The sequence below is a fragment of the Streptomyces sp. NPDC002886 genome (genome assembly GCF_042888445.1).
Taxonomy (GTDB): Bacteria; Actinomycetota; Actinomycetes; order Streptomycetales; family Streptomycetaceae; genus Streptomyces.
The window spans coordinates 939665-963444 of the sequence record NZ_JBIAPV010000001.1; the positions used below are offsets into that span (position 1 = coordinate 939665).

Below are 23780 nucleotides of genomic sequence, written 5' to 3' on the forward strand. Positions count from 1 at the left end.
CCACTGCGGCCACTGTGTGACACAACTGATGTAACACCAGTGATGCTAGGAACCTGTTCCACGGAGCACAAGAGCAAGCGCTTAGCCGGTTGGCGTGTTTCCCGCGGCGCGGGGTCCGGTCGCGGCTCCGGTCGCGGCTCCGGTCGCGGCTCCCGCGCCGGGTCCGGTGGCCCGCGCGTCGAGCTCCTTGAGGTCCCGCTTGAGCGCGACGGTCCGGTAGCTCTCCTCCACCCATTCGCACAGCACCTCGACGGAGGGCGCCCCCTTCTCCCCCAGCGGCAGCAGGACCCAGCCGGCCTTCCCCAGCCCGTATCCGGTCGGCTCCGCGCCGGGCGCGGTCATGGCGTGACCGTGCAGCGCCTCGTCCTTGAGCTTGACGGAGATCCCGGGCGACGGACCGTCGGTGGTCCCGAGGAACAGGAAGATCTTCTTGTTGACCTTCACCACGCAGTCCTCGGGACCCCACGGGAACTCCTCCCGCGCATGCGGCAATCCGAGGGCGAACTCCCGGACCGCCTGCCACTTGCGCACTCCAGCCTTCACGCGGACCTCCACTGACCGCGGCCCGCACCCGAGCGCACGGACCGTCCCCCTCCACGCTAGGCCGTTCCTCTCGGATCCTGCCTGGGAACAGGCCCCCGACACGGCCGCGCGACGGACACCCGCTAGCCTCAGCGACCACCGACACCGTCTGGGAGGCTCCCGATGAACGCAGCTGGCCGGCACGAACCGCGCACCGCGGAAAGGGAGTACGACCTCGTGCTCTTCGGCGCGACCGGGTTCGTGGGGGCGCTGACCGCCGAGTACCTCGCGGCGCACGCCCCCGCGGACTGCCGCTGGGCCCTCGCGGGGCGCGACCTCGCGAAGCTGGAGCGGCTGCGCGAGCGGCTGACCGCCCTCGACCCGCGCTGCGCGGACCTGCCGCTGCTGCGCGCCGACGCCCAGGACGCCGCGGCGACGCGCGAACTGGCCGCCTCCACCCGGGTGCTGGCCACGACCGTGGGGCCGTACGTCTGGTACGGGGCCCCGCTGGTGGCCGCCTGCGCCGAGGCGGGCACCGACTACCTGGACCTGACCGGCGAGCCGGAGTTCGTGGACCGGATGTACGTCGAGCACGACGCGCGGGCCCGCGAGAGCGGTGCCCGGATCGTGCACGCCTGCGGCTTCGACTCGATCCCGGCCGACCTCGGGGCGTACTTCACCGTCGGCCGGCTGCCGGCCGGGGTCCCGCTGACCGTGGACGCGTTCGTGCGCTCCAACGCCCTGTTCTCGGGCGGCACCTTCACCACCGTGCTCACCGCGCTGGGCCGCGGACCGCAGAACCTGTCCGCCGCCCGCGCCCGCCGGATGCACGAGCCCCGGCTGCTGGGCCGGCGGGTACGGGTCCCCGTGGGGGCCCCGCGCTTCAGCCGGGAGACCGGCACCTGGGCGGTGCCGATGCCCGTCCTGGACGTCCAGGTCGTGGCCCGGTCGGCGGCGGCGCTGGAGCGGTACGGCCCGGACTTCCGCTACCGGCACTACGCCTCCGTACGGCACCTGCCCGTTGCCGTGGGCGGTACGGCGGCGATCGGCGGGGTGGCTGCCCTCGCGCAGATCCCGCCGGTGCGCCAGTGGCTCGCGGACCGCTGGGAGCCGGGCCAGGGCCCGGACGCGGAGCGCCGGGCGCGCAGCTGGTTCAGCGTGCGGTTCGTGGGCGAGGGCGGCGGCCGCCGGGTGTTCACCGAGGTCTCGGGCGGCGACCCGGGGTACGGGGAGACCGCGAAGATGCTCGCGGAATCCGCGCTCTGCCTCGCCTACGACGCCCTGCCCGAGCGCTCCGGCCAGCTGACCACCGCCGTGGCGATGGGCGACGCCCTGCTGGACCGGCTCCAGAAGGCGGGCATCCGCTTCCGGGTGGCGGCCTCCGACTGAGGCACCGGCCCGGGCGGCCCCTGCGCGGCCCCTACCCGGTGGCTTCGCGCAGGGCCCGCCGGCACAGGGAGTCGGCGTGCCGGGTGGTCTCCGGGATCCGGAAGCGGGGGCTCAGCGCCAGGGCGTGCGCGCAGGCGTTGTCCAGGGACACCCGGTGGCCGACCGATACGTACACGGGCTTGATCCCGTCCTGCGTGCGCAGCGCCCGCCCGACGACCTCGCCGTCGGGTGCGCGGAGCGGGGAGAGGTCTCCGCGCCGGGCGCCCGGTTCCCCGTAGGTGAAGGTGAACGGGTTCTTCGCGACGCCGATGGCGGGCATCCCGGTGACCACCCCGAGGTGGCAGGCGAGCCCGAAGCGGCGCGGGTGGGCCAGCCCGTAGCCGTCGCAGACGACGAGGTCCGGCGTGACGGTCAGCGACTCCAGCGCGGCGAGCACGGTCGGCAGCTCGCGGAAGGCGAGCAGTCCGGGTACATAGGGGAAGCTGACGCGGCCGACGGAGGTGGTCTCCTCCACGACGCGCAGGGTGGCGGCGTCGAGGACGACGGCGGCCGCGGCCACGAGGTCGCGCTCGTCGTCGTAGGCCACGTCCACCCCGGCGATCAGCCCTTCTCCGGGCGGGGGTCCGTTTTCGGTCAGGACGACCCTGCCGCGCAGTTCGTCCTGTATCGCCTTGGCTTCGGCCTCGTCGGCGGGAGTCTTCGCACTCGTCATAGTGGTGCGAGAGTAGCCTGGTGATCATGTTCGTCATGGAGCTCACCTACACCGCGCCCGTCGAAGACGTCGAAGAGGAGATGGACGCGCACATCGCCTGGCTGGACGGCTACTACGCGGCCGGCATCTTCCTCGCCTCGGGCCGCAAGGTCCCGCGCGACGGGGGCATGATCCTGGCCGGCGGGGTCTCCCGCCAGGAGATCGAGAAGATCGCGGCCGGGGACCCCTTCACGGTGGCCGGGGTCTGCGCCTACCGCATCACCGAGTTCATCGCGACGAAGACCTCGGCGGACCTGGCGACGGTACGGGAGACCCCGGAGCTCTAGGTCGCCTCTTTCGGATCTTGTCGGCCGGAAGAGACGACCTGGGCCCGGTTCCCCGGCTTTGGGCCTGTGGAGTGAGCGGGAACCGGCCTTACTGGAACCCCTCCGGGGCCTGCCCGCAGGCCCCGGAGCCCCGTGCCACCCCTCTCCCTGTGCGATCACACAGGCGTGTTCAGGCCATTCGGTGACACAGCTCACTCCGGTTCGCGTGCACGGATTCGCCTCATCGCGCGTCTATCCCGTTGCCGGACCCCCACCCCGCGGTCCGGCACGAGATCCGCCGCAAGGGAGCGAGCCTTGATCACTGTCATCGAGCAGGCCGTGCAGGCCCGACTGATCGCCACCGCGCCGAAGGTCGACACCGTACCCGTCACGCTCTGCTACGACCGGTCGGATCCCTTCGCCGTCCGGATGGCCTTCCCCGCACTCGCGACGCTGGAGGGCATCGAGGTCTCCTGGACCTTCTCGCGGGAGCTGCTGGAGTCCGGACTGGACCGCCCGTCCGGCTGCGGGGACGTGCGCGTGCGCCCGTACGACGCCGACCGGACCACCGTGGAGTTCCACGCCCCCGAGGGGGTCGCGATCGTGCTGATGGTGACGGCCGAGCTGCACCGCTTCCTGGAGCGGGCCTCGACGATCGTGCCGCCCGGCCTGGAGCACCTGTACCTCGACATGGACCAGAGCCTCGCCGATCTGATGCGCGGCTCCTGCTGACGCCCCGCCCCTTTCGTTTAATTCGTTTGCCCACGGCTCCGGCCGCGCCGTAGCTTCGTAGACGCCCCATCGCCGTCGAAACGGAGCAGGACGTTGCTTCTCTGAGGTCCGAGACACCGACCCACCGCCTTCTGCCGCGGTCCGCTGTGTCTCCCCCGCGTTGCACTCACCACTCACGCAACCTGGAGGCCTCCATGAGTCCTGCTCCCACCTTCGTCACCTGCTCCGACCTGTCCTTCGACTGGCCGGACGGAACACCCGTCTTCGAGGGGTTCCAGCTCACCGTCGGCCCCGGCCGCACCGGCCTGATCGGGCGCAACGGCTGCGGGAAGTCCACCCTGCTGAAACTCGTCGCCGGGCAACTGACACCCACCGACGGCCAGTTGTCCGTGGCCGGCACCGTCGGCACGCTGCCGCAGACCGTCACCTTCGACACCGCCCTGAGGGTGGACGAGGCGCTCGGCATCCACACCGCCAGGGCCGCCCTGCACGCCATCGAGGCGGGCGAGGCGAGCGAGGCGAACTTCACCGCGGTCGGCGACGACTGGGACGTGGAGGAACGGGCCCTGGCCACGCTCGACCAGCTCGGGCTCGGCGGGATCGGGCTGGACCGCACCACCGGCGAACTGTCGGGCGGGGAGTGCGTACTGCTCCGGCTGGCCTCCCTGCTGCTGAGTCGTCCGGACGTCCTGCTGCTGGACGAGCCCACCAACAACCTCGACCTGCGGGCCCGGCGCCGGCTGTACGCGGCCGTCGAATCCTGGTCCGGGGTGATGCTCCTGGTCAGCCACGACCGGGAACTCCTGGACCGGGTCGACCAGATCGCCGACCTCCGTGACGGCGAAGTCCGCTGGTACGGCGGCAACTTCACGCAGTACGAGGAGATGCTCGAGGCCGAGCAGGAGGCGGCCGAGCGGATGGTCCGGGTCGCGGAGGGCGACGTACAGCGCCAGAAGCGCGAACTGGCGCAGGCCCACGCCAAGCTGGCCCGGCGCAAGCGGTACGGCCAGAAGATGTACGACAACAAGCGCGAGCCGAAGATCGTCATGGGTGCGCGCAAGCGGTCGGCGCAGGAGTCGGCGGGCAAGCACCGCATCATGCACACCGAGAAGCTGGCCGAGGCCGAGGAACGCCTCGACCAGGCGGAACTGGCGGTGCGCGACGACGCCGAGATCCGGATCAAACTGCCCGCCACCCAGGTCCCGCCGGGCCGCCGCGTGCTCACCCTGAGCGGGCTGCACCCGGTGCACGGGGCCGCGATCGAGGGCGAGTGGGAGCTGCGCGGTCCGGAGCGGATCGCACTGGTGGGGGCCAACGGCTCGGGCAAGACCACGCTGCTGCGCACGATCGCGGGCCAACTGGCCCCGCTGTCGGGCGAGTCGGTGACCCATGTCCCGGCCCGGTACCTGCCGCAGCGGCTCGACGTACTGGACGACGACCGCTCGGTCGCGGAGAACGTCGCACGGTTCGCCCCGCACGCGACGAACAACCTCATCCGGGCGCGGCTCGCGCACTTCCTGTTCCGGGGCGCGCGGGCGGACCAGCCCGCGGGCACGCTGTCGGGCGGCGAGCGGTTCCGGGCGACGCTGGCGGCGCTGCTGCTCGCCGAACCCGCCCCGCAGCTGCTCATGCTGGACGAGCCGACGAACAACCTGGACCTGGGATCCGTACGGCAGTTGACCGACGCCCTGGATTCCTACGAGGGGGCGCTCGTGGTCGCGAGCCATGACGTGCCGTTCCTGGAGTCGATCGGCATCACGCGGTGGCTGCTGCTCGACGACGGGCTGCGACCGACGACGGCCGAGGAGGTCCACCGGTCGCTGTGGCACGGGTGAACCGGGACCGTTTCCGCACCGGTGAACCGGGACGGTTTGCGCACGGGTGAACCGGGACGACGGATGTCCCGCGCTAGCGCGGCAAGGGCAGTAACGCCCAGGACTTGGTGCCGCCCATCGGGGTGAGTACGGGGGTGAGCCCCCAGTCCCCGCCGCAGGCCTCGACCACCGCCGACAGCAGCCACATCCCGCGGCTGCGGCGCCGCCGGCACTCCTCGCTCGCCTCGGGCGAGGAGTGCGCGGGGTGCTGGTCGAAGACGACGATCCGCAGCGCGTCGAACTGCCAGCGGACCTTGAGCACCATCTCCTTGTCGGGCGTGAACCGGTAGGCACAGGCCACGAGTTCGGAGGCGGCCAGAGCCGCGTTGTCGCACAGGTCGGGCAGTCCGTGCCGGTCGAGCAGCGAGCGCAGGGCGCCCCGGGCGCTGCCGGCGCAGTGGGCACCGCCCGGCAGGCCTATGGAATAGCTCAGTTTCTCCGCCCCTGGCGGGGCCTGCCGGAACTCGTGGACCGACCGCAGGCCACGGAGAGTGCCCGTCATCGTGCTGCTCCAAGGTTCTGAGGTGCCGAAAGCGCTGATCGCCGTGTGGTCATACAAGAGCTGGACGTCGCCCCGTGTGAGACTTGCGCTACCGACCGTAGCGCAACGTGGTGCACAGTGCTACTACTTGTACGACGACTTGATGTTTTCTCATGTCATTTCCGGACTCATGAGGGCACTCCCGCATGCCCCGGCCGGAGGAGGGGGACCCGTGCCACCGAGGAGTACGCCGACCGCACGCCAGCAGCGCCTGGGCTCCGAGCTGCGCAAACTCCGCGAGCAGTCGGGCATGTCGGTGCAGCAGGCCGCGGCGCTCATGGGGGTGGACCGCACCAGGATCCCCAACATCGAATCCGGACGGATCGCGATCGGCGCCGAGCGTGTCCGCACTCTCGCGTTCAACTACGACTGCCCCGACACGGGGTTGGTCGACCTGCTCGCCTCGATGGCCCAGGAGCGCGACAAGGGGTGGTGGGAGCAGCACCGGGGGATGCTGCCGCCCGCCCTCCTGGACATCTGCGAACTGGAGCACCACTCCGTCGCGTTGCACACCGCCGTGACCACGCACATACCCGGCCTGCTGCAGACCGAGGCGCACGCGCGGGCCGTCTTCGACACCGCCGACCCACCGCTGCCCGAGCCCGACCTGCAGGCGCGGCTCGCCCTGCGGATGCACCGCCAGCAGGTGTTCGCGCGCGAGGCACCACCGCTGTACGAGGCGGTCGTGCACGAGGCGGCGCTGCGCATGCAGTTCGGCGGTCCGAAGGTGGCGCGGGCGCAGCTCGACCACATACTGGAGCAGTCGGAGCGGGCGCGTACGACCGTGCGCGTGATTCCGTTCACCGCCGGCGGGTTCCCCGGCGCCGGCCAGTCCTTCACATACGCGGCCGCCACGATCAGCGAGCTGGACACGGTGCAGCTGGACAGTTCACACGGCTCGATGTTGCTGGATTCGCAGATGAAGCTGCTCCGCTACCGGGGCCTGCTGGAGCGGCTGCGCTCCCTGGCGCTGCCGGCCCGCGACTCCCGCGATTTCATCCGCGCCATCGCACAGCCCCTCTGACCGGGCCGACCGCCGACCGGCCGGCCGACTGACCACCGAGCCGGATCCGACGAGGAGACGAGAGAACGACATGGGCACGACGACCGCCACCCCGACCGACACGACCACCCTGGCGACTCCGTCCGCGACGGCGGGCATCGCCTGGGACGAGGCATTCTGCAGCGAAGGGGCCAACTGCTTCCGCTTCGGGCGCGACGCCGAGGGGCAGGCGTACATTGGAACCACCGGGTCCGGGACTTACGTCACCGACTCGATCGACGCGCTCCGTGCGCTGATCTCGGCCGTCAAGGCGGGAGCCGCGGACCACCTGCTGGCGTGACTTTAGTCCCTTCAGGCCACTCCACACCCCCCTCAAACTGCGCGGATAACGGGATGTAACCGGACAGAGGTCCCCATGGGGCTTGGCTGGTCTTGATGTCGCGCTTAACCTACGACTCCGTAGGCTACGGAACCGTAGGTAAGTCTCTTTGCACTCAGGAGTACCCGTGACGATCACCTCTCCCCACCTCGGCAGCTCGGAGGCGTGGACGGACGCCAAGCTGCTGTTCGCGCTGGAAGAGGTGGTCGAGAAGGAACTCAACCGCCATCTGAAGGTCACCAAGGACTGGATGCCCCACGAGTACGTCCCGTGGAGCGACGGCCGGAACTTCCCCGGTTTCTTCGAGGACGGCGAAGCCTGGGACCCGCAGCAGTCCAAGGTGACCGAGATCGGCAAGATCGCGCTCGTCGTCAACCTGCTGACGGAGGACAACCTCCCCAGCTACCACCACGAGATCGCCTCGCTTTTCGGCCGCAACGGCGCCTGGGGCACCTGGGTGCACCGCTGGACCGCCGAGGAGGGCCGTCACGGCATTGTGATGCGCGACTACCTGCTGGCCTCGCGCGCCGTGGACCCGGACAAGCTCGAAGCATTCCGGATGCAGCACATGTCGGAGGGGTTCGAGTCCGACAACCGCCACTCGATGCTCCACTCCGTGGCGTACGTGGCCTTCCAGGAACTCGCGACCCGCATCTCGCACCGCAACACCGGCCACCAGTCCGGTGACCCGGTCTGCGACCGCATGCTGGCCCGCATCGCGCAGGACGAGAACCTGCACATGGTCTTCTACCGCAATCTGCTGGGCGCGGCCTTCGAGCTCGCTCCGGACCTGACGATGCAGGCCGTGCGGGACGTCGTCGTCGACTTCCGGATGCCCGGACACGGGATGCCCGGCTTCGAGCGGATGGCCGCGCAGATGGCGATCGGCGGGGTCTACAACCTGCGGATCCACCACGACGACGTGCTGAGCCCCGTGATCCGCTTCCTGAAGATCATGGAGATCGACGGCCTCGGCCCCGACGGGCAGAAGGCCCAGGAAGAGCTCGGCCTCTTCATGGACGGCCTGGACTCCGAGGCCCGCAAGTTCGACGAGCGGCTCGCCGCCCGCGCGGCGCGCATCGCGGCCCGCAAGGCCTGACCGGTTTCCGCTCGCTCGGGCGGGTGACGACGATTGCCCTGGCAGAGCCCCGCTCTGCCAGGGTTTCTCGTCATGACCGTCATGACGCCGCTCCAGGTCGAGATCGACCAGCTGGCCCGCCTCAGCAACGCCCTGGACACCTCCCTGGCCGCCCTGCGCGAGGCCCGGCGGGAGCTGGAGCACGTACGGGCCGACCAGTTGGGCACCGCGGACCTCGACGCGGCGTGCGACGGCTTCCAGGCGAGATGGGGCCACGGCACCAAGGAGCTCGCCGGGCGGATCAAGACCGTCCGCGAGGGCGTGCGCCGCAGCGCCGCCGAGTACGCCGAGCTCGACGAGGCCATCCGCGCGGCCTTCCGGCAGGCGGCGGCCACCCGTGGCTGACTCCCCCGCGGCCTCGGCCGGCTACGCCGCGCTCGGCTTCGATCCCGCCCCGGGCAACCCGGAGGCCGTACGGGCCCTGGCGAGGAAGCTCCGCTCCTCGGCCGGCTCCCTCGCGGAGACCTCCCGTGTCGTCGACGCCCTGGTCTCCCACAGCTCGTCCTGGCAGGGCGAGGCCGCCACCGCCTTCCGCGCCACGCTGTCACGGGACCTGCCCCGCCACCTCCACGCGGCCCACACCTCACTGGCGGAGGCGGCGCGGCGGCTGAGCGGCTGGCACGACACGCTGGCCGCCCACCGCACCCTGGCCGACGACTACGCGGCCCGGGCCGCCTCGGCCACCACCGACCAGGCCCGCACCGACGCCCGCCGGCTGGCCGGCGAACTGGCCTCGGAGCACTCGGCGGCGGCCCGCCGGGTGGCGGACACGCTCACCGCGACGGCGGAGCGGCTGGCGCCGAAGGAGCCCGGGATCCTGGAGTCCGTCTGGAACAAGATCGTCAACGATCCGGCGGACGCCCTCTCCAACGCCGCGGCCATTCTGGGAGCCGCCGGTGCGGCCGTCGCCCTCTTCTTCCCGCCGGCCGGCATGGCCGTCATGCTGGTCGCGGGCGGGCTCTCGCTGGCCGCCCTGACCGCGCACCTCGCGGACCCCGGCTTCCGCAAGCCGCTGACCGAGGGATTGACCCGCGGCAAGTTCGACGCCGCCTTCTGGAAGAACGGCGTGACCCTGCTCGGCGACGGTCTCGGCGCCGTTCCGGGCGTGGCCGCGGTCGCCTCGGGCGCGCGGGCCGGTACGGTCGCGGCCCGCGCGGCCATGGCGATCCCGGAGGCCGGAGCCCTGGCGGGAGTCTCGCCGGGCGCGGGCGCGTTCGCCCGTACGACGTGGAACACCGCGGACGAGCTGCGGAAGGTGGAGAGCCCGCTCGCCGCCTGGGCATTGCGGTCCTCGACACCCGAGGTCAGGGAGCGGGTGGCGGTGGGTGTGGCCGCCACCGGAGCGGCCACGGCCGCCGCCGACTACACCGGTGACGACGAGTCCGTGGACCGCGGCTCCACGGCGGTGGACGGTACCCGTCTCGTCGTGGAGGACGGTCCGTCGACGGCCGCGAAGACGGCCCGGCTGTGGACGCTGGTGCAGCCGTGACCACCAGGACAGCCGTGACGTACCCGCCCGTTCCGCCCGTCTGGTTCCGGCTGCCTCCCGGTTTCCACGACATCGGCCCCGGGGACCGGGGCGCCCTGGAGGAGGTCGCCGCGGCGCTGGAGGCAGCGGTCGGCTTCGGCGACGGCAACGCCGCCGGTGCGGGGTCGCAGCTCGGCCGACTGATGGACTGCCTCGACGCACTCGCCGCTCAGCCCGGCCTGCACCTGCTCCACAGCGCGGTCGGCCTCCACCCCGAGGGCCCCGAGACCGTGTCCACCTCGCTGTTCTCCCTCGCCGCCCGGCCCGCCGAAGACGCCGGAGCCGGGGCCGCCGTGGCACGCACGGCCCTGGCGCTCGCCCGGGCCACCCCCGGGAACGGCGCCACGCGCAGGTTCCTCGACCTGGCCTCGGGCCTCCCGTGCGCCCTCGTCTGCGGGGTCCTCCCCGTGCCCGGCACCGGCGGCCGTGGGCTGTTCCAGGCCAGGGCCGTCACCGCGCATCCGGAGGGACGCCACCTGCTCCTGCTCGACCTCACCAGCGCGGCCACCGAGCACGCCGACGCGTACGCCGCCATCCTGGAGGCGGTCGCGCACACGATCGCCTTCGCCGATCCGAGCCCCCGGCCGCCCGGTCAGCCGGGCGGCGGCGGGACCTCGCGGATCCTGGAACTGCTGGGGTGACGCCGGTCAGGGCAGGCGGTCAGGGACGGCGGCGCAGGGCCTGGCGCTCGGATTCGGACAGGCCGCCCCAGACGCCGAAGCGCTCGTCGTTGTTCAGCGCGTAGTCCAGGCAGGGCTTGCGTCCCTCGCAGGCCCCGCAGAGCCTTTTGGCGTCGCGCAGCGAGGAGCCGGGCTCCGGGAAGAAGAAGCCCGGGCCCGTCTGGGCGCAGAGGGCGAGCTCGTACCAGGCCGGGGTGGCGGTATCGGTATCGGTGGTGTTCATCGACATGCCGCAGAGCCTGTCCGGCGGTGATGGACGTCCGATCAACGCCTGATCAACAGCACAGAGTGAACGACCGTGCGTGCGATGACTTCGGTACCATGGCCGCATGGCAGACGGACGCGTGGAGCGCGGGAACCAGACGCGGCGGACCGTCCTGGAACGGACGATGAGCATCGCCTCGGTGGACGGCCTGGAAGGGCTGTCCCTGGGGAAGATCGCCACCGATCTGGGGCTGAGCAAGAGCGGCGTGTTCGCCCTCTTCGGCTCGAAGGAGGAGCTGCAGCTCGCCACGGTGCAGGCCGCCCGTGCCGTCTTCGTCGAGCAGGTCGTCCGGCCCGTACGGGACGAGCCCGCCGGACTCGCCAAGGTCTGGCGGCTGTGCGAGAGCTGGCTCGGCTACTCCGGGCGGCGGGTCTTCCCCGGCGGCTGCTTCTTCTACTCCGCCTCGGCCGAGTTCGACTCCCGTCCCGGCCCCGTCCACGACGAGATCGCCACGATCCGCGCCGACTGGAGCCGGTACATCGAGCGGCTGCTGGACGAGGCCCGGCTGGCGGGCGGGTTCCGCGAGCCGGCCGGGGCCGCGGACCCGGCTGCGGACGTGGACGTGGACGTGGACGTCGAGCAGCTCGCCTTCGAGATCATGGCGATGATGGAGCTGGCCAACGCCCACTCCGTGCTGCACGAGGACACCACGGCCTACGACCGGGCCGCTCGGGGCATCCTCGCCCGGCTGCGCGCGGCGACGGCCGCCCCGGAGGAACTCCCGGAGCGGCCGCCCGTACTCGCGTTCCCGGTCGCCGGCTTCTCCGCCGGCGACGCCCCGGCCGTCAGCCTCCCGGCCGCGTCCGTGCCGCCGGCTTCGCCGGACCGCTGAGCCGCATCGAGGCTCCCGCGACCGCCGCGCCCAGCGCGCTGAACGCGATCAGCAGGAAGACTCCGCGCCAGTGGTCCCCCGTACCGGCCCCGGTGAGCAGGGCCGCCGTACCGGCGACGCCGAGCGCCCCGCCGAGCTGCCGGGCCGTCATCAGCAGGCCGGTACCGGCCGCGAAGCGCTGCGGCGGGAGTCCCGCCGAGGCCGTCGTGGACAGCGCGGTCACCACGATCCCGATGCCGAGACCGCCGAGGAGTCCGGCGGGCAGGAAGATCTGGGCGTACGAGGAGGACTCCCCGACCCAGCCCCACAGCAGCAGGGCGTTGGCGGCGAAGAGCAGCGATCCGACGGTGACGGCGGCCCCTTGGAGACGGGCGGGCACCCGCCGCCCGACGACGAGCGCGCCGGCCATGGCGAGGACGGCGCCCGGTGTGACGCCGAAGCCGGCTTGCAGGACCGAGTAGTTCCAGCGCTCGATGAGGTAGGACGGGCCGGTCAGCAGCCAGGCGTACATGGCTGCGCCGAAGAGCAGGGCGCCGATGTTGGCGCGGGCGAACAGCGGCTCGCGCCACAGGTCCCGGTCGACGGCCGGGGCGGGATGGCTGCGCGAGCGGCGCAGCGCGAGGATGCCCGCGAGGGCGCCGCCGATGACCAGGGCGAGCACCTTCGGGTCGGTCCAGCCCCATTCCGTGCCCTGGGAGAGCCCGGCCACCACTCCCGCGATGCCCAGGGCGAGGGCGGTCGTACCGACGGGGTCGGGGAGCCGGCGCCCGGTGCGGGGCTCCCGGGGGATGACGCGGGCGGCGGCCCAGCCGACGGCCAGGCCGAGCGGAACGTTGATGAGGAAGATGGCGCGCCAGTCCCACCACTCGACGAGCAGTCCGCCGATGCTCGGGCCGACGGCCGCGGCCAGTCCGCCCGCCGCCGACCAGGCGCCGAGCGCGGCGGCCCGGCGGGCGGGCGGGGTGTGGGCCAGTACGAGGCCCAGCGCGGCGGGGATCATCCCGGCGGCGGCCGCTCCCTGGAGGGCGCGGGCCACGATGAGCAGGTCGGCGGTGGGGGCCGCGCTGGCGGCGAGCGAGGTCAGGGTGAAGGCGAGGGTCGAGCCGAGGAAGAGGGTCCGGCGGCCCAGGGTGTCCGCGAGCCGGCCGGCCGCGGCGAGCAGGGCGGCGAACAGTACGGCGTAGGCGCTGACGACCCAGGTCAGACGGGCCAGCGACACCTCGGGGAAGGCCCGGCGCAGGTCGGGGAAGGCCACGTTGACGACGGTGGCGTCGAGGAAGGCGAGGAAGGTGACGGCGCTGGCGAGCGCGAGCACCCGCCCGCCGCCGGGGCCGCCATCGGGGGCGCCCCCGGGCCCCTGTCCCGCCGGGTCCGCGGTGGCGGCGGTGGGGACGGTCGCGGGCACGGTGGGCTCGGGGCGGGTGGAGGTCATCGGGTGGCTCCCGCGGTCTCGGCCGGGCTCGCCGTACGGGTACGGGAGGGGACTGCGGAAGGGGCTGCGGAGGGGGTCGTGGAGGGGGTCGCGCTCAGGAACTCGACGGTGGTCGCGATGACTTCGGGGTCGAGGAGGATGCGGCGGTGGCCGAGTCCGCTGGTCTCGATCAGGCGGGCCCGCTCCCCGTAGGCCGCCGCGAGGGCGCGGGACTGGCCGGGCGCGGCGGTGTCGTCGTCCGCGTCGTGCACGAGCAGGATCTCCGAGGGGATCTCCTCGGGGTTGCGGCACGCGTCGAAGCGGGGCCAGATGTCCGGCTCGGCCGGGAACAGCCGACGCTGCACGTGGCGCCGCATGGCGTCCTCGACGGCCTGGTTCACGCCCAGCATCGCGCGGAACCGCTCGGCCAGGAAGTCGAAGTCGGCGATGGCGCCGATGCCGACGATCCGGTCGGCCCGGATCCCGTCCCGCAGCGCGAAGAAGGTGGACACCACTCCGAAGGAGTGGGCCAGGACGGCCGAGAACTCCCCGTGCCGCTCGTGCAGTCGGCGGATGATCTCGCGCTGGCGGAGGATGGTGGTGGCCCGGCCGCCGGACTCCCCGTGGCCGGGCGCGTCGAAGGAGACCACGGTGCGGCCCTCGGCCAGCAGCGCCTCGACGAACCCGGCGAAGCGCGAGGCGCGCGAGGTCCAGCCGTGCACGATGAGGACCGGCCGGTCGCCGTCGCCCCAGCGGTACGTGGTCACGGGTATCCCGTCCACGACGAGCCGCCCGGTCACGGCCCGGGCCATGACCTCCGCTTCGCCCGGCTTCACCTTCGGCCGGCCGAGCGGCCGTACGAACAGCGCGAACGCCACCCGCCCGACCGGGCCCGGGGCGACCCGGGCGGTGATGTTGAGGGTCGTGCTCAGGAGTGAAGCCATGGGGTGCATGCCCGGTTCTCCGGATCTCCTCAGAGTGGCCAGCCGAACGCTGGCTGGTCAGGATGATGGGCAAAATATTAGCACGATCGTTCGTGTTGTTATGGATGGATTGGACGAGCAGGCTTCCGGGCAGGGCCGCCCCCGCCCACGAAGGTAGACGACGCCGATCCGCAAACCGGGACGAACTTCCTCCCGCATCAAGGAATGTGATGACCGTCCTCGCCGGGCGGTCCGGCCGCGGCCGGGGGGTAGCCCCACCCGGGGCGGGTGGACCGCCGGATGTCCCCGGCCCCCGGACACCCCGGATCCTGGTCCGAGTCAAGGAAGACGTCGGCGAACGGGGACAGCACGATGACCGGTACAGGTACACGTACGGGCGCTCGCTCACGGAGAGGCATGCGCCACCGGCGCGCGGCCGGCGGCGGCGGTGCTCCTCGCCCTCGCGGTCACCACCGCGGGCCCCGCCGCGGCCGCCACCGCCGCCTCGGGACGCGCACCGACCGGGCCGGCCGGCCCGGTCGGGATCTGGCGGCTCGACGGCTACGGCACCGTGCTCCGCGTGGAGTCCGGACGCCTCCAGGAGTACCAGGTCACCGGGATCAGCTGTCTGCCCGGCGCGAGCGCGCGGCGGGTACCGGACAGCGGCGGCTCCTCGGCCTTCCGCTACGCCACCGAGGACGGCGAGGTGCTCACCGTGCGCTCCGGATCGGTGCACGTCGAAGGCTCGGTCGGCGACCGCGCGACCCGGCGTGTCACCGCCCTGCCCGAGCGCTGCCGCGAGGCCCAGGAGCCCGGCCCCGCCGCGGACCCGGTCGCCACTTTCGACACGTTCTGGCAGACCTTCGCGGAGAACTACCCCTTCTTCGCCGCCAAGGGCGTCGACTGGGACGCGGTACGCGAGAGTCTGCGTCCCCGCGTGCACGCCGGCACCACCGAGGACGAACTCTTCGCCGTCTTCGAGGAGATGCTCGCCCCGCTGCACGACGCACACGTCCGCCTCTCCGACGGCGCCGACCGGTTCTTCGGCGAGGGCCGCCCGGGCACCACGATCCCCACCCTCGAACTCGAGACCCGCGTCAAGGCGTACATCCAGGAGGTGGACCTCGGTGGACGGGCCCCGCGGGAGTTCGCCCAGGGACGCATCTCCTACGCCGACCTGCCCGACGGCCGCGGCTACCTTCGCCTCTCCGGCTTCGGCGGCTACACCGAGAGCGGTGACTTCGCCTCCGAGAGCGCCGAGCTCGACCGCGTCCTGAACACCGTCTTCACCGCCGAGCGCACCGGCCGCCTGCGCGGACTGGTCATCGACCTGCGCATCAACGGCGGCGGCTCCGACGAGCTCGGCCTGCGCCTGGCGGGCCGGCTCACGGACCGCCCGTACTTCGCCTACGCCAAGCGCGTGCGCAACGACCCCGCCGACGCCGGCCGGTTCACCCGCCCGCAACCCCTGTACGTCCGGCCCGCGCGGGGCCCCCGTTACACCGGACCGGTCGCCGTACTCACCGGCGGTTCCACCATGAGCGCGGGCGAGACCTTCACCCAGGCCCTGCTGGAGCGCCCCGGCCGGACGGTACGCATCGGCGAGCCGACCCAGGGGGTCTTCTCCGACGTCCTCGGCCGCGCCCTCCCCAACGGCTGGGAACTCGGCCTGCCCAACGAACAGTTCCTGACCCGTACCGGGAAGACCTTCGACGGCCCGGGCATCCCGGTCGACGTCAGCACCCCGGTCTTCACCCAGGAGGAGTTCGACGCCCGCCGCGACTCCGCCTTCACCGCCGCCCTGCGCCGCCTCCCCCGGGCCTAGGCCGTCTTGCCGATCAGTCCTCGTGCTTCGCGCGGCTCGGCTGCACCCTCTTGGGCTCGCCCGGCATCTTCGGGTAGTCCGGGGGGTACGGCATGTCGCCGAGGCCGTGGTCGTGCTCGTGACGGTCGGCCAGTTCCAGCGCGGCGTCCAGCGCGAAGGCGTGCTCGTCCATGTCCGCGTGCAGATCGCCCAGTTCCGCGAAGCGCGCCGGCATGGTCACGATGTCGAAGTCGCGCGGCTCCGCCTCGTCCAGCTCGTCCCAGCGCAGCGGCGCCGAGACCGGGGCGTGCGGGCGCGGACGGATGGAGTAGGCCGAGGCGATGGTGCGGTCGCGAGCCGTCTGGTTGTAGTCGACGAAGATCCGCTCGCCGCGCTCCTCCTTCCACCAGGCGGTGGTGACCTTCCCCGGCATCCGGCGCTCCAGGTCCCGGCCGATCGCGATGGCGCACCTGCGGACCTCGGTGAAGGTCCAGCGCGGCGCGATCGGCACGAACACGTGCAGGCCGCGGCCACCCGAGGTCTTGGGCCAGCCGCGCAGGCCCAACTCCTCCAGGAGCACGCGCAGTTCGTGGGCGACGGCGACCGCGTGGTGATAGTCGGTGCCCGGCTGCGGGTCCAGGTCGATGCGCAGCTCGTCGGGGCAGTCGGTGTCCTCCCGCCGGACCGGCCAGGGATGGAAGGTGAGGCAGCCCAGGTTGGCGGCCCACAGGACCGCGGCCGGCTCGGTCGGGCAGATCTCGTCGGCGGTGCGTCCGCTCGGGAAGGCGATGTGGGCGGTGGGGATCCAGTCGGGCAGGTTCTTCGGAGCCCGCTTCTGGAAGAAGGACTCCCCCTCCACCCCGTCCGGGAAGCGCTCCAGGGTGGTGGGGCGGTCCCGCAGGGCGCGGGTGATCCCGTCCGCCACCGCGAGGTAGTAGGCGGCCACGTCCCCCTTGGTGAGACCGCGCTCGGGGAAGTACACCTTGCCCGGACTGGACAGGCGGACGGTCCGGCCGCCCACCTCCAGCTCGATCGCCTTGCCCGCTGCACCCATGTGCGCCACGGTAGGCGGACCCGCGCGGACCCGCACACCGAGCGGGCCCGGGTGCGGCGCCCCAGAATCGGAGACATGGATCTGCCGGTCATGCCACCCGTGAAGCCGATGCTCGCCAAATCCGTGTCCGCGATCCCACCGGGCATGCAGTACGAGGCCAAGTGGGACGGATTCCGCGCGATCGTCCACCGGGACGGTGACGAGATCGAGCTCGGCAGCCGCACCGGCAAGAGCCTGACCAGGTACTTTCCCGAGCTGGTGACGGCCCTGAAGGCCAACCTCCCGGACCGCTGCGTGGTCGACGGCGAGATCGTCGTCATCCAGGGCGGGCGGCTCGATTTCGACCGGCTGAGCGAGCGGATCCATCCCGCCGCCTCCCGGGTGAAACTGCTCGCCGAGACGACCCCGGCCTCGTTCGTGGCCTTCGATCTGCTCGCGCTGGGCGACGAGGCGCTCCTCGACACACCGCTCGCGGACCGCCGCGCCGCCCTGACCCACATGCTCTCCACCGCTCGGCCCCCCGTCCACCTCGCGCCCGCGACCACCGACCCCGCGCTCGCACGGCAGTGGTTCGAACGATTCGAGGGCGCCGGGCTCGACGGGGTCGTCGCCAAACCCCTCGATCTCCCCTACCGGCCCGATGCCCGCCTCATGTTCAAGATCAAGCACGAGCGTACGGCCGACGCCGTCATCGCGGGTTTCCGTTTCCACAAGAGCGGTCCGATTGTCGGATCACTGCTCCTGGGGCTGTACGACGCCCACGGAACGCTCCAGCACGTGGGCGTCTGCGCCGCCTTCCCGATGAAGCGCCGCGCCGAGCTGATCGACGAACTCGAGCCCCTCCGGATGCCCGACCCCCAGGGCCACCCGTGGGCCGCCTGGGCCGAGGAGTCCGCCCACCAGAGCGCCCGGCTGCCCGGCGCACAGAGCCGCTGGACCGGAAAGAAGGACCTGTCCTGGGTCCCGCTACGCCCCGAGTGGGTCTGCGAGGTCGCGTACGACACCCTTACCAACCGGATAGAGGGAGAAGAAGCGAGCGGTCCCGGAAGGTTCCGGCATACGGCCCGGTGGCGCCGCTGGCGGCCCGACCGCACCCCCGAGAGCTGCACCTACGATCAGCTTGAGGAAGTAGTGGGCTACGACCTGGACGAAGTCCTCGGCTTGAAGGACACATAGACACACCCGGTTTCCCGCTCTCTCAACCGTGATCCCTTGACCCTGGTGACTCTGGCTCGGGAGCATCGAACGCGGCACTCCATCCGCACGGGAGAGGGGAACCGGAAGCCATGAAGGTGACCAAGCTGATCAGCACCTGCGACCTCAAGGACTGCCCGACGATCTACGCGACCGACAGGGGCACGCTCCTCGTCCAGGGTGAGACGCCCACCGACCACGGGCTCAAGATTCCCGCTCACGAAACCCTCGTGGAGATCCCCGTCGAGCTGATCAAGAAGGCCATTGCCGATGGCCTCATCTAGCACCCTCGCCGAACTCTTCGAGCGGTTCCAGCACGAGGCGTTCCGCCTGGAGACCCTGGACGACTACAGCGGCTCGGGGAACGTCGATGCGTACCGAGCCTTCCAGGCTGGTCAGGAGCAGCCGGAGGGCTACAACGACGGATGGATCGAAGAACTCCGGGGCCTCGCCCACGAGGGCAAGCGGGTGTACCGCGTGCACGTCCTCAAGCGGCCTCTCACGGAGTACCTCCGCTTCGAGCTGGGCTGGGGTTACCGGACGAACATGACCGGTGGGGAAGAGTTCTTCATCCTCGATGTGACGGACGCCCCGAACCCTCTCGAAGCTGCACCAGACTTCTGGCTCTTCGACTCCAAGGACACGGCGGTCATGCGGTACGACGATGCCGGGGGGTACCTCGGCGCTGACGTTCTCACGCAGGACGAAGCCGCCGGTTACGTCGCCTACCGGGAAGCGGCACTCGCCCAAGCGGAGCCGTTCACCGACTGGTGGGCCAAGTACGGCGAGTGAACAAAGCACAGCTTGGGGCCGCGCTGCGGGCACTGCGGGAGGCATCCGGCAAGGAAGCCAAAGCGGTCGCCCGTAGCGCCCTCATGTCCCCGTCCAAGCTCTCGAAGATTGAGAACGCCAACCTCCTCCCGAGCGCCACGGACGTTGAACGCATCCTCACGGCCCTCGGGGTGTCCGAGGCCATCAAGGCCGAGTACACGGAAGCGGCCCGCGCAGCGACCACGGAAGCCACAGCCTGGCGGCTCCTCAAGCGAGCCGGCATCCACAAGGGCCAGCAGGCAGCGAAGGCCCTGGAAGCTCAGATGGCTGTACTGCGGCTGTTCCAGCCCGCCCTGGTACCCGGGCTGCTTCAGACACCCGAGTACATCCGGGCCATCCTCCAGCGCCACGACCTGAGCGAAGACGCCCTCACCCGCACCATCAGAGGACGGCTTGAGCGCCAAGCCGTCCTCTTCGACAGCACGAAGAAGCTCCGCTTCGTCATTACCGAACCCGTGCTCCGGTGGCGGATCGTCTCCCCGCAGATGATGGCCGCTCAGCTCGACCGGATCGTCTCCGTGTCCCGCTTGGCGTGACAACCGGATGGTGACCGTCGAAACCGTCCACGCCGAGATAGTCGTAACCGATCCGCGAGACGTGGAAATGTACGTCCGCAAGTTCGAAGGATTCGAGAGCTCGGCCCTGTCGGGCGACGGAATGCGGAACCTCGTCGAGAGCATCCGAGACGGATTCTTGAGGGAACAGGAAACAGGCTAGGAACGCTGATCTGCCCTGGTCACTATTGCTGCCGACGCAGCGACGGCGACCGCGAGGGGTGCGACATGGCGAGGACCAAGAAGGCAGAGGTTCCGGAGTACGACCGGGGCGCGTGGGAGTACCTGACCTTTGCGCCCGGACACGAGTGCTCGGCCTGCAAGCGCAAGGTCGGGCCGTTGGAACCCGTCCGCCGGGCTGTCGTTGACCGTGCGTCCGGTGCGCCCGCCGTCAGCTACAGGCACAACAAGTGCCCGAGCGTGCAGGCCGTGGCCGCCTGATGGAGATGCAGACCTGGCGGGATGGCCGGGCGAAGGCCACCGACGCTTCAGAAGCGATACGGGCAGCACTCGCCGCCCTCGGAGTACCGGAGTCGGCGTGGAGTGGCATACGGCCCCACGGTCACCTACAACGGCCTCCCGTACGTGCACCTGGGGATGTTGCCCGCTGACGTGGTGGAGCGGATAGCCGAGGCCATGAGTGTCACGGAGACCTCCGCCCGCTAGGGGGCGGGAGACGGCCTCACTGGGCCGTCAAGCAGATCAGGAAGGGCAACGATGACCGACCTGTACACGCTCGACATCGACACGGCCGCCTTCTCGAAGGCGTGCGGAGGCAACACCCACCCCGACGGCGAGGCCTGCGTAACCCTCGCCAAGATCGGCCCCGACGCCTGGGCCCTGGGTGACAGCAAGCGGCCGGACGCGGAGCCGCTGCGCTTCACCAGGGCGGAACTGGACGCGGCGGGCATCGACCCCGCGCGCTTCGACCTCTCCGCCTAGTACCACCTGAACTGACGGCCCCGCCCTCTACGCCGACGGGCGGGGCCGTCGTCATCTCTCGGAACGGAGCAGCAGTGCACCACCACGGCTACGCATGGCTCGGAGAGAAGCAGGACTTCGACAGGAAGGTGTCCGGCGCCCTCCTGGAAAGCCACCGAGTGCCGGAAGCCCGCAAGAGGTCATCGACCGGTACCGGCAGGCTGTAGCCGAGTTCCCCGTGACCGGTATGCCGCCGATCCAGACGGCCCACTGGCTGATGAAGCCGCCCTCCACGGTCCGAGGGACGTGGAGGGAGCCGAAGGAGGCCAGCCAATGGCTGGGCCTCCAACTCTCAGAGTTCGCACCACGGTTCGCCACCGAAGCAGAGCGGGACGTAACCCGCCTAGTGGTCCTGGTCGGATCCGCTGTGGAGCGGCTGACGTGGGGCGGAGACGTATCCCTTGGCCACTACCTCAACGGCACCGTGTTCCACTCCGTCGCTCTGGTGACCTGTTCCCCGAACCGCGCCGAACCAGGTTTACCCTGCCCGCTGGGCTAGGACGAGTTGAGAGGGGACCTCGCGGAACACCGCAGGTCATTGCCTCTGCCGGCCGTGCCGCGGAGGCCTCAACTGCAAACACGAAAAGGCCCCGACCTCCCCTCAAGGGAAGCCGGGGCTTCTGTCGTCTCAACCGTCTGCGCACGCGTACCGGAAGAGCCGCTCAAGCTCGATGGGCGTCTTGGCCAAGCACGACTCGTAGTTCGTGTTGTCCGGGATCGGCACACCGTTGGCAAGGTCGAAGGCCACGCTGTGAACCCAAACACGGTAGTGCCGGTCCTCCGACACATTGGCGTAAGCCAGGTGAGGGAGCAGGGCTTCGTTCGTCATCGGATCACTCGTCCTTCGTTCACGCAGGGCACGCAGGCCCCGCGTCGGGTTGGGTGGGTGTGCATGTGGCGGCTACACCAGCCCTCGGGGTGAGTTCAGGCTGGCGGCCAAACACGGATAGCAACCGGGGTACCACCAGGCACCACGTAGCGGGATTTCGGATGATGGCCGAGAAGCTCATCGGAACGTTTGGGGACTGGTCCGCGCTTGGCCATGGGGAACCTCCTTCAAGGTCGGGATGCGGGTGACACGGCCCTGCCGGAGGCTGGGGGCCATGGAGAGACGCGTAATCGTGTATCCGCCGGACGAGCGGGGGTGGCGCAAGGTCCGCTACGACGGGCAGATCCTCGGGACCGCCTATCAGGCGAGTGACGTGGTCGAGTTCCTGCGGGAAGCCGGCCACCCTGACCCGGACGCGGTGAACCTCACTGACGAAGCGCTCTTCGAATGGCGTGGGGGAGGCCCTGAGACCTGGGCCGACTCACCGCCGTGATCGCCGTGATCACCCTTGTGGACTGATATCTCGCAAGTCACTGCGGGGCGGGCGGGCCGTCTGTCACGCTGCCGTGGAAGATCCACTACGGCAGAAGGATGGTTGCGATGGCTGACAGCGTTCTGGGCAGTCAGGTGCAAGAAGCGATCGAGCGGGAGAAGTTGTTGGAAGGCTGGGGAGGGCGGCCCCCGATGAGCGTTGAGCAGGCGGACGCCGAGATCGCGGCCAGGAAGGCGCGCATCGCGGCCGAAGAGGCGAGCCGTGCCACCGAGGGTGAGGCCGAAGAGACCGACGAGGACGACGCCTAGCCGCGACCGAAGTGCCCGCGCCCCTCTTCAGAGGGGCTTCTTCGTGCCCTTGATCAGTTGCGCTCGTTCTGCCGTCATGAACACCACGAAGCGTGTACTCGCAGCAGTCGCCCTCGCAGGCGCTGCACTGACCGTGGCCGGAACGGCCCAGGCCGCCGAACCGCGTGAGGAACTCTCCAGCTACCTCGTCCCGTCGCATGATGGTGTGGGTGACGGAAGCGTCTTCTTCTACTCCCTCGGAGACGACGTAGCGAGCCTGCGATAGATAGGCCCTCTCGGCCAGGGCCCCGTCACTCCGGCGGCGGGGCTTCTTCGTGATCGCGGTCACTTACTGTCGTTACTCCGGGCTATCCGGTGGCTACCCCTCATGTTGGTACCCCCGGGCCAAGCTGAGCTGCTATCACGTCCCGGTCAGGATCGCTTGATCATCGGGGGTCACCCCCCGGGGTGCCGCGATGCCTCGCGGCTACGCCCTGCACGTCCTTCTCCTGGCCGTCGAAGGAGTCGGACCAGTCCCGCCCCTTCGACTCGCGCAGCGCTCCCAGTAGACGTACCTGACCCATGTGCGGATCTTCCCTCCATGCTCCGGCCCTCGCCTGTCGAGAGCCGTTGGAAGGGCGTCGGTACGAGGTGGCCTACGACCACATGGAGGGCGACCGGTTCCGGCATACCGCGCAGTTCCGTCGCATGCGGCCGGACCGGGAGCCGCGCGGCTGTACGTACGCCCAGCTGGAGGAGGTCGTCGGCTATGACCTCGCCGAGGTCTTGAGCACGACGGCGACCTGAGGCCCGCCGCACGGCCTCGCCGGGGAAACCACGGGACCCGGCCGTCACCGCGCCGTCAGCCGCTCCCGCTCCACCCGGCCCGGCTCGGCTCGGACGCGAACCCGCGCCCGTCCGGCTCGGACCTAGGGTCGCAGGCGGGCCGCACCGCACGCCGCCCGGCACTCCGATCCACCGAAGGACGCCCATGAGTACAGCACCCGGCGAGCCCACCGCACGCGCCGTCCCCCGACCCCACGCCGTCGTAGGAGTCGGCGTGGTCGTGGTCGGTCACGACGGCCGGGTGCTGCTGGGCCAGGCTCACGACGGGCGCTGGGAACTGCCCGGCGGCAAGGTCGACCCCGGGGAGGGCTTCGAGCGGGCCGCCTCCCGCGAACTGGCCGAGGAGACCGCGCTGCGAGCCGCGCCCGAGGAGATCCGGATCGTGTCGGTCCTGCTCGACGCCGACTCCGCCCGGACCCAGCTGACGGCCGCTGCCGTCACCTCGGCCGCCGAGGGCACCGCCACGGTCACCGAGCCTCACAAGATCGCCCGCTGGTCCTGCTTCGCCCCGGCCGACTTCCCGGCGGCCCTCTACGCCCCGTCCGCGGCGGTGCTGCGCGCCTGGCGGCCCGACCTGACGCCGCACCTGCCACACGTACCGTCATACGACTATCCGACCACCACCGCACCGGACCCCGAGAGGGGTCCGGGACGACCCGCCGACGGCTGATTC

General features: G+C 71.2%; 30 protein-coding genes and 4 pseudogenes. 25 read left to right on the plus strand and 9 right to left on the minus strand.

The features are described from left to right. Window positions 1–171: 171 nt before the first annotated feature. Window positions 172–555: pseudogene (locus tag ACFYYB_RS04200) on the minus strand (MmcQ/YjbR family DNA-binding protein); the annotation flags it as partial. 150 nt (window positions 556–705) lie between these two features. Here ACFYYB_RS04200 and ACFYYB_RS04205 point away from each other — a divergent pair. Further along, window positions 706–1911 (plus strand): saccharopine dehydrogenase family protein, encoded by a 1206-nt coding sequence (locus tag ACFYYB_RS04205; RefSeq protein WP_389433104.1) that lies wholly within the window; start codon window positions 706–708, stop codon window positions 1909–1911. A 31-nt stretch (window positions 1912–1942) separates the two neighbouring features. On the opposite strand, the gene ACFYYB_RS04210 is transcribed toward ACFYYB_RS04205, so the two are convergent. Further along, window positions 1943–2623: an endonuclease V gene (locus tag ACFYYB_RS04210; protein WP_389433105.1), complete on the minus strand. Its 681-nt coding sequence runs from the start codon at window positions 2621–2623 to the stop codon at window positions 1943–1945. A gap of 26 nt (window positions 2624–2649) precedes the next feature. Between ACFYYB_RS04210 and ACFYYB_RS04215 the strand changes: the two genes are divergently transcribed. From ACFYYB_RS04215 to ACFYYB_RS04225, 3 genes are all read left to right on the plus strand, one after another. Then, window positions 2650–2949, plus strand: a complete 300-nt coding sequence (locus ACFYYB_RS04215; RefSeq protein ID WP_389433106.1) for a YciI family protein — start codon at window positions 2650–2652, stop codon at window positions 2947–2949. 294 nt (window positions 2950–3243) lie between these two features. Next, window positions 3244–3660 carry an SsgA family sporulation/cell division regulator gene (locus ACFYYB_RS04220; protein ID WP_389433107.1) on the plus strand — a complete coding sequence of 139 codons (417 nt, stop codon included), beginning with the start codon at window positions 3244–3246 and terminating at the stop codon, window positions 3658–3660. 194 nt (window positions 3661–3854) lie between these two features. Then, window positions 3855–5495 (plus strand): ABC-F family ATP-binding cassette domain-containing protein, encoded by a 1641-nt coding sequence (locus ACFYYB_RS04225; protein ID WP_389433108.1) that lies wholly within the window; start codon window positions 3855–3857, stop codon window positions 5493–5495. Between the two features lie 73 nt (window positions 5496–5568). On the opposite strand, the gene ACFYYB_RS04230 is transcribed toward ACFYYB_RS04225, so the two are convergent. Beyond that, a complete protein-coding gene (locus ACFYYB_RS04230) occupies window positions 5569–6036 on the minus strand; it encodes an ATP-binding protein (RefSeq protein WP_274550398.1) in 468 nt (155 codons plus the stop codon). A gap of 211 nt (window positions 6037–6247) precedes the next feature. Here ACFYYB_RS04230 and ACFYYB_RS04235 point away from each other — a divergent pair, with 211 nt between their 5' ends. The 6 genes from ACFYYB_RS04235 to ACFYYB_RS04260 all read left to right on the plus strand — a co-directional run bounded on the left by ACFYYB_RS04235 (window position 6248) and on the right by ACFYYB_RS04260 (window position 10764). Next, window positions 6248–7099 (plus strand): helix-turn-helix domain-containing protein, encoded by an 852-nt coding sequence (locus ACFYYB_RS04235; RefSeq protein WP_389433109.1) that lies wholly within the window; start codon window positions 6248–6250, stop codon window positions 7097–7099. 70 nt (window positions 7100–7169) lie between these two features. Further along, window positions 7170–7418: a hypothetical protein gene (locus ACFYYB_RS04240; RefSeq protein WP_389433110.1), complete on the plus strand. Its 249-nt coding sequence runs from the start codon at window positions 7170–7172 to the stop codon at window positions 7416–7418. A 166-nt stretch (window positions 7419–7584) separates the two neighbouring features. After that, window positions 7585–8556 carry an acyl-ACP desaturase gene (locus ACFYYB_RS04245; RefSeq protein WP_250740814.1) on the plus strand — a complete coding sequence of 324 codons (972 nt, stop codon included), beginning with the start codon at window positions 7585–7587 and terminating at the stop codon, window positions 8554–8556. 72 nt (window positions 8557–8628) lie between these two features. Beyond that, window positions 8629–8940, plus strand: coding sequence for a hypothetical protein (locus ACFYYB_RS04250; protein ID WP_389433111.1), 312 nt, complete (start codon window positions 8629–8631; stop codon window positions 8938–8940). Further along, the gene (locus ACFYYB_RS04255; RefSeq protein ID WP_389433112.1) at window positions 8933–10084 is read left to right on the plus strand and encodes a hypothetical protein; all 1152 of its coding nucleotides are present in this window, start codon (window positions 8933–8935) and stop codon (window positions 10082–10084) included. The genes ACFYYB_RS04250 and ACFYYB_RS04255 overlap by 8 nt, the downstream gene beginning before the upstream one ends. Then, entirely contained in the window at window positions 10081–10764 is a 684-nt protein-coding gene (locus ACFYYB_RS04260; RefSeq protein WP_389433113.1) for a hypothetical protein, read from the plus strand. Before ACFYYB_RS04255 ends, ACFYYB_RS04260 begins: the two co-directional genes overlap by 4 nt. Before the next feature lie 19 nt (window positions 10765–10783). Here the strand turns inward: ACFYYB_RS04260 and ACFYYB_RS04265 are convergent, their stop codons facing one another. Beyond that, window positions 10784–11032, minus strand: coding sequence for a WhiB family transcriptional regulator (locus ACFYYB_RS04265; RefSeq protein WP_389433114.1), 249 nt, complete (start codon window positions 11030–11032; stop codon window positions 10784–10786). Window positions 11033–11132: 100 nt separating this feature from the next. On the opposite strand from ACFYYB_RS04265, the gene ACFYYB_RS04270 reads away from it, so the two are divergent. Then, window positions 11133–11900, plus strand: coding sequence for a TetR/AcrR family transcriptional regulator (locus ACFYYB_RS04270; RefSeq protein WP_389433115.1), 768 nt, complete (start codon window positions 11133–11135; stop codon window positions 11898–11900). Here ACFYYB_RS04270 and ACFYYB_RS04275 read toward each other — a convergent pair. Together ACFYYB_RS04275 and ACFYYB_RS04280 are read right to left on the minus strand one after the other, a co-directional pair. After that, on the minus strand, window positions 11854–13332 hold the full coding sequence (locus tag ACFYYB_RS04275) for a DHA2 family efflux MFS transporter permease subunit (protein WP_389433116.1): 1479 nt from the start codon (window positions 13330–13332) through the stop codon (window positions 11854–11856). The two genes, ACFYYB_RS04270 and ACFYYB_RS04275, sit on opposite strands and share 47 nt — an antisense overlap. Then, window positions 13329–14255 (minus strand): alpha/beta hydrolase, encoded by a 927-nt coding sequence (locus ACFYYB_RS04280; protein ID WP_389433117.1) that lies wholly within the window; start codon window positions 14253–14255, stop codon window positions 13329–13331. Before ACFYYB_RS04280 ends, ACFYYB_RS04275 begins: the two co-directional genes overlap by 4 nt. Window positions 14256–14682: 427 nt before the next feature. On the opposite strand from ACFYYB_RS04280, the gene ACFYYB_RS04285 reads away from it, so the two are divergent. Beyond that, window positions 14683–16059 (plus strand): S41 family peptidase, encoded by a 1377-nt coding sequence (locus ACFYYB_RS04285; protein WP_389433118.1) that lies wholly within the window; start codon window positions 14683–14685, stop codon window positions 16057–16059. Window positions 16060–16072: 13 nt separating this feature from the next. Here the strand turns inward: ACFYYB_RS04285 and ligD are convergent, their stop codons facing one another. After that, complete coding sequence (ligD, locus tag ACFYYB_RS04290; RefSeq protein ID WP_389433119.1) at window positions 16073–17092, minus strand: non-homologous end-joining DNA ligase; 1020 nt, start codon at window positions 17090–17092, stop codon at window positions 16073–16075. Between the two features lie 75 nt (window positions 17093–17167). On the opposite strand from ligD, the gene ACFYYB_RS04295 reads away from it, so the two are divergent. The 8 genes and pseudogenes from ACFYYB_RS04295 to ACFYYB_RS04330 all read left to right on the plus strand — a co-directional run bounded on the left by ACFYYB_RS04295 (window position 17168) and on the right by ACFYYB_RS04330 (window position 21151). Then, window positions 17168–18268, plus strand: a complete 1101-nt coding sequence (locus ACFYYB_RS04295) for an ATP-dependent DNA ligase (protein WP_389433120.1) — start codon at window positions 17168–17170, stop codon at window positions 18266–18268. A gap of 110 nt (window positions 18269–18378) precedes the next feature. Beyond that, window positions 18379–18570 carry a hypothetical protein gene (locus tag ACFYYB_RS04300; protein WP_389433121.1) on the plus strand — a complete coding sequence of 64 codons (192 nt, stop codon included), beginning with the start codon at window positions 18379–18381 and terminating at the stop codon, window positions 18568–18570. Then, window positions 18557–19078 (plus strand): DUF6879 family protein, encoded by a 522-nt coding sequence (locus ACFYYB_RS04305; protein WP_389433122.1) that lies wholly within the window; start codon window positions 18557–18559, stop codon window positions 19076–19078. The genes ACFYYB_RS04300 and ACFYYB_RS04305 overlap by 14 nt, the downstream gene beginning before the upstream one ends. Further along, window positions 19075–19834 (plus strand): annotated as a pseudogene (locus tag ACFYYB_RS04310) (helix-turn-helix domain-containing protein). The gene ACFYYB_RS04305 and the pseudogene ACFYYB_RS04310 overlap by 4 nt, the downstream one beginning before the upstream one ends. Before the next feature lie 65 nt (window positions 19835–19899). After that, window positions 19900–20112: a hypothetical protein gene (locus ACFYYB_RS04315; protein WP_389433123.1), complete on the plus strand. Its 213-nt coding sequence runs from the start codon at window positions 19900–19902 to the stop codon at window positions 20110–20112. 102 nt (window positions 20113–20214) lie between these two features. Then, a complete protein-coding gene (locus ACFYYB_RS04320) occupies window positions 20215–20337 on the plus strand; it encodes a hypothetical protein (RefSeq protein ID WP_389433124.1) in 123 nt (40 codons plus the stop codon). 51 nt (window positions 20338–20388) lie between these two features. Continuing rightward, complete coding sequence (locus ACFYYB_RS04325; protein ID WP_389433125.1) at window positions 20389–20613, plus strand: DUF397 domain-containing protein; 225 nt, start codon at window positions 20389–20391, stop codon at window positions 20611–20613. A 74-nt stretch (window positions 20614–20687) separates the two neighbouring features. Continuing rightward, window positions 20688–21151 (plus strand): annotated as a pseudogene (locus tag ACFYYB_RS04330) (hypothetical protein). 129 nt (window positions 21152–21280) lie between these two features. On the opposite strand, the gene ACFYYB_RS04335 reads toward ACFYYB_RS04330, so the two are convergent. Next, window positions 21281–21481, minus strand: coding sequence for a hypothetical protein (locus ACFYYB_RS04335; RefSeq protein ID WP_389433126.1), 201 nt, complete (start codon window positions 21479–21481; stop codon window positions 21281–21283). A gap of 274 nt (window positions 21482–21755) precedes the next feature. Here ACFYYB_RS04335 and ACFYYB_RS04340 point away from each other — a divergent pair, with 274 nt between their 5' ends. The 3 genes from ACFYYB_RS04340 (at window position 21756) to ACFYYB_RS04350 (ending at window position 22547) form a co-directional block, all read left to right on the plus strand. Next, window positions 21756–21974 (plus strand): hypothetical protein, encoded by a 219-nt coding sequence (locus ACFYYB_RS04340; RefSeq protein ID WP_389433127.1) that lies wholly within the window; start codon window positions 21756–21758, stop codon window positions 21972–21974. 107 nt (window positions 21975–22081) lie between these two features. Continuing rightward, window positions 22082–22282 (plus strand): hypothetical protein, encoded by a 201-nt coding sequence (locus tag ACFYYB_RS04345; protein ID WP_389433128.1) that lies wholly within the window; start codon window positions 22082–22084, stop codon window positions 22280–22282. A 76-nt stretch (window positions 22283–22358) separates the two neighbouring features. Next, complete coding sequence (locus tag ACFYYB_RS04350; protein ID WP_389433129.1) at window positions 22359–22547, plus strand: hypothetical protein; 189 nt, start codon at window positions 22359–22361, stop codon at window positions 22545–22547. A 160-nt stretch (window positions 22548–22707) separates the two neighbouring features. Here ACFYYB_RS04350 and ACFYYB_RS04355 read toward each other — a convergent pair whose 3' ends face one another. Further along, the gene (locus tag ACFYYB_RS04355) at window positions 22708–22845 is read right to left on the minus strand and encodes a hypothetical protein (protein WP_389433130.1); all 138 of its coding nucleotides are present in this window, start codon (window positions 22843–22845) and stop codon (window positions 22708–22710) included. Between the two features lie 58 nt (window positions 22846–22903). Here ACFYYB_RS04355 and ACFYYB_RS04360 point away from each other — a divergent pair. Beyond that, window positions 22904–23068: pseudogene (locus ACFYYB_RS04360) on the plus strand (ATP-dependent DNA ligase); the annotation flags it as partial. A 184-nt stretch (window positions 23069–23252) separates the two neighbouring features. After that, window positions 23253–23777, plus strand: coding sequence for an NUDIX hydrolase (locus ACFYYB_RS04365; protein WP_389433131.1), 525 nt, complete (start codon window positions 23253–23255; stop codon window positions 23775–23777). Window positions 23778–23780 lie beyond the last annotated feature (3 nt).

Excerpts from the sequence above, each read along its gene's own strand:
- ACFYYB_RS04205 (WP_389433104.1), top strand. The coding sequence starts at position 706 with ATGAACGCAGCTGGCCGGCACGAACCGCGCACCGCGGAAAGGGAGTAC.
- ACFYYB_RS04210 (WP_389433105.1), bottom strand. The coding sequence starts at position 2,623 with ATGACGAGTGCGAAGACTCCCGCCGACGAGGCCGAAGCCAAGGCGATA.
- ACFYYB_RS04215 (WP_389433106.1), top strand. The coding sequence starts at position 2,650 with ATGTTCGTCATGGAGCTCACCTACACCGCGCCCGTCGAAGACGTCGAA.
- ACFYYB_RS04225 (WP_389433108.1), top strand. The coding sequence starts at position 3,855 with ATGAGTCCTGCTCCCACCTTCGTCACCTGCTCCGACCTGTCCTTCGAC.
- ACFYYB_RS04230 (WP_274550398.1), bottom strand. The coding sequence starts at position 6,036 with ATGACGGGCACTCTCCGTGGCCTGCGGTCGGTCCACGAGTTCCGGCAG.
- ACFYYB_RS04240 (WP_389433110.1), top strand. The coding sequence starts at position 7,170 with ATGGGCACGACGACCGCCACCCCGACCGACACGACCACCCTGGCGACT.
- ACFYYB_RS04250 (WP_389433111.1), top strand. The coding sequence starts at position 8,629 with ATGACCGTCATGACGCCGCTCCAGGTCGAGATCGACCAGCTGGCCCGC.
- ACFYYB_RS04265 (WP_389433114.1), bottom strand. The coding sequence starts at position 11,032 with ATGTCGATGAACACCACCGATACCGATACCGCCACCCCGGCCTGGTAC.
- ACFYYB_RS04270 (WP_389433115.1), top strand. The coding sequence starts at position 11,133 with ATGGCAGACGGACGCGTGGAGCGCGGGAACCAGACGCGGCGGACCGTC.
- ACFYYB_RS04275 (WP_389433116.1), bottom strand. The coding sequence starts at position 13,332 with ATGACCTCCACCCGCCCCGAGCCCACCGTGCCCGCGACCGTCCCCACC.
- ACFYYB_RS04280 (WP_389433117.1), bottom strand. The coding sequence starts at position 14,255 with ATGGCTTCACTCCTGAGCACGACCCTCAACATCACCGCCCGGGTCGCC.
- ligD (WP_389433119.1), bottom strand. The coding sequence starts at position 17,092 with ATGGGTGCAGCGGGCAAGGCGATCGAGCTGGAGGTGGGCGGCCGGACC.
- ACFYYB_RS04295 (WP_389433120.1), top strand. The coding sequence starts at position 17,168 with ATGGATCTGCCGGTCATGCCACCCGTGAAGCCGATGCTCGCCAAATCC.
- ACFYYB_RS04300 (WP_389433121.1), top strand. The coding sequence starts at position 18,379 with ATGAAGGTGACCAAGCTGATCAGCACCTGCGACCTCAAGGACTGCCCG.
- ACFYYB_RS04305 (WP_389433122.1), top strand. The coding sequence starts at position 18,557 with ATGGCCTCATCTAGCACCCTCGCCGAACTCTTCGAGCGGTTCCAGCAC.
- ACFYYB_RS04315 (WP_389433123.1), top strand. The coding sequence starts at position 19,900 with ATGGCGAGGACCAAGAAGGCAGAGGTTCCGGAGTACGACCGGGGCGCG.
- ACFYYB_RS04325 (WP_389433125.1), top strand. The coding sequence starts at position 20,389 with ATGACCGACCTGTACACGCTCGACATCGACACGGCCGCCTTCTCGAAG.
- ACFYYB_RS04335 (WP_389433126.1), bottom strand. The coding sequence starts at position 21,481 with ATGACGAACGAAGCCCTGCTCCCTCACCTGGCTTACGCCAATGTGTCG.
- ACFYYB_RS04340 (WP_389433127.1), top strand. The coding sequence starts at position 21,756 with ATGGAGAGACGCGTAATCGTGTATCCGCCGGACGAGCGGGGGTGGCGC.
- ACFYYB_RS04345 (WP_389433128.1), top strand. The coding sequence starts at position 22,082 with ATGGCTGACAGCGTTCTGGGCAGTCAGGTGCAAGAAGCGATCGAGCGG.
- ACFYYB_RS04350 (WP_389433129.1), top strand. The coding sequence starts at position 22,359 with ATGAACACCACGAAGCGTGTACTCGCAGCAGTCGCCCTCGCAGGCGCT.
- ACFYYB_RS04355 (WP_389433130.1), bottom strand. The coding sequence starts at position 22,845 with ATGGGTCAGGTACGTCTACTGGGAGCGCTGCGCGAGTCGAAGGGGCGG.
- ACFYYB_RS04365 (WP_389433131.1), top strand. The coding sequence starts at position 23,253 with ATGAGTACAGCACCCGGCGAGCCCACCGCACGCGCCGTCCCCCGACCC.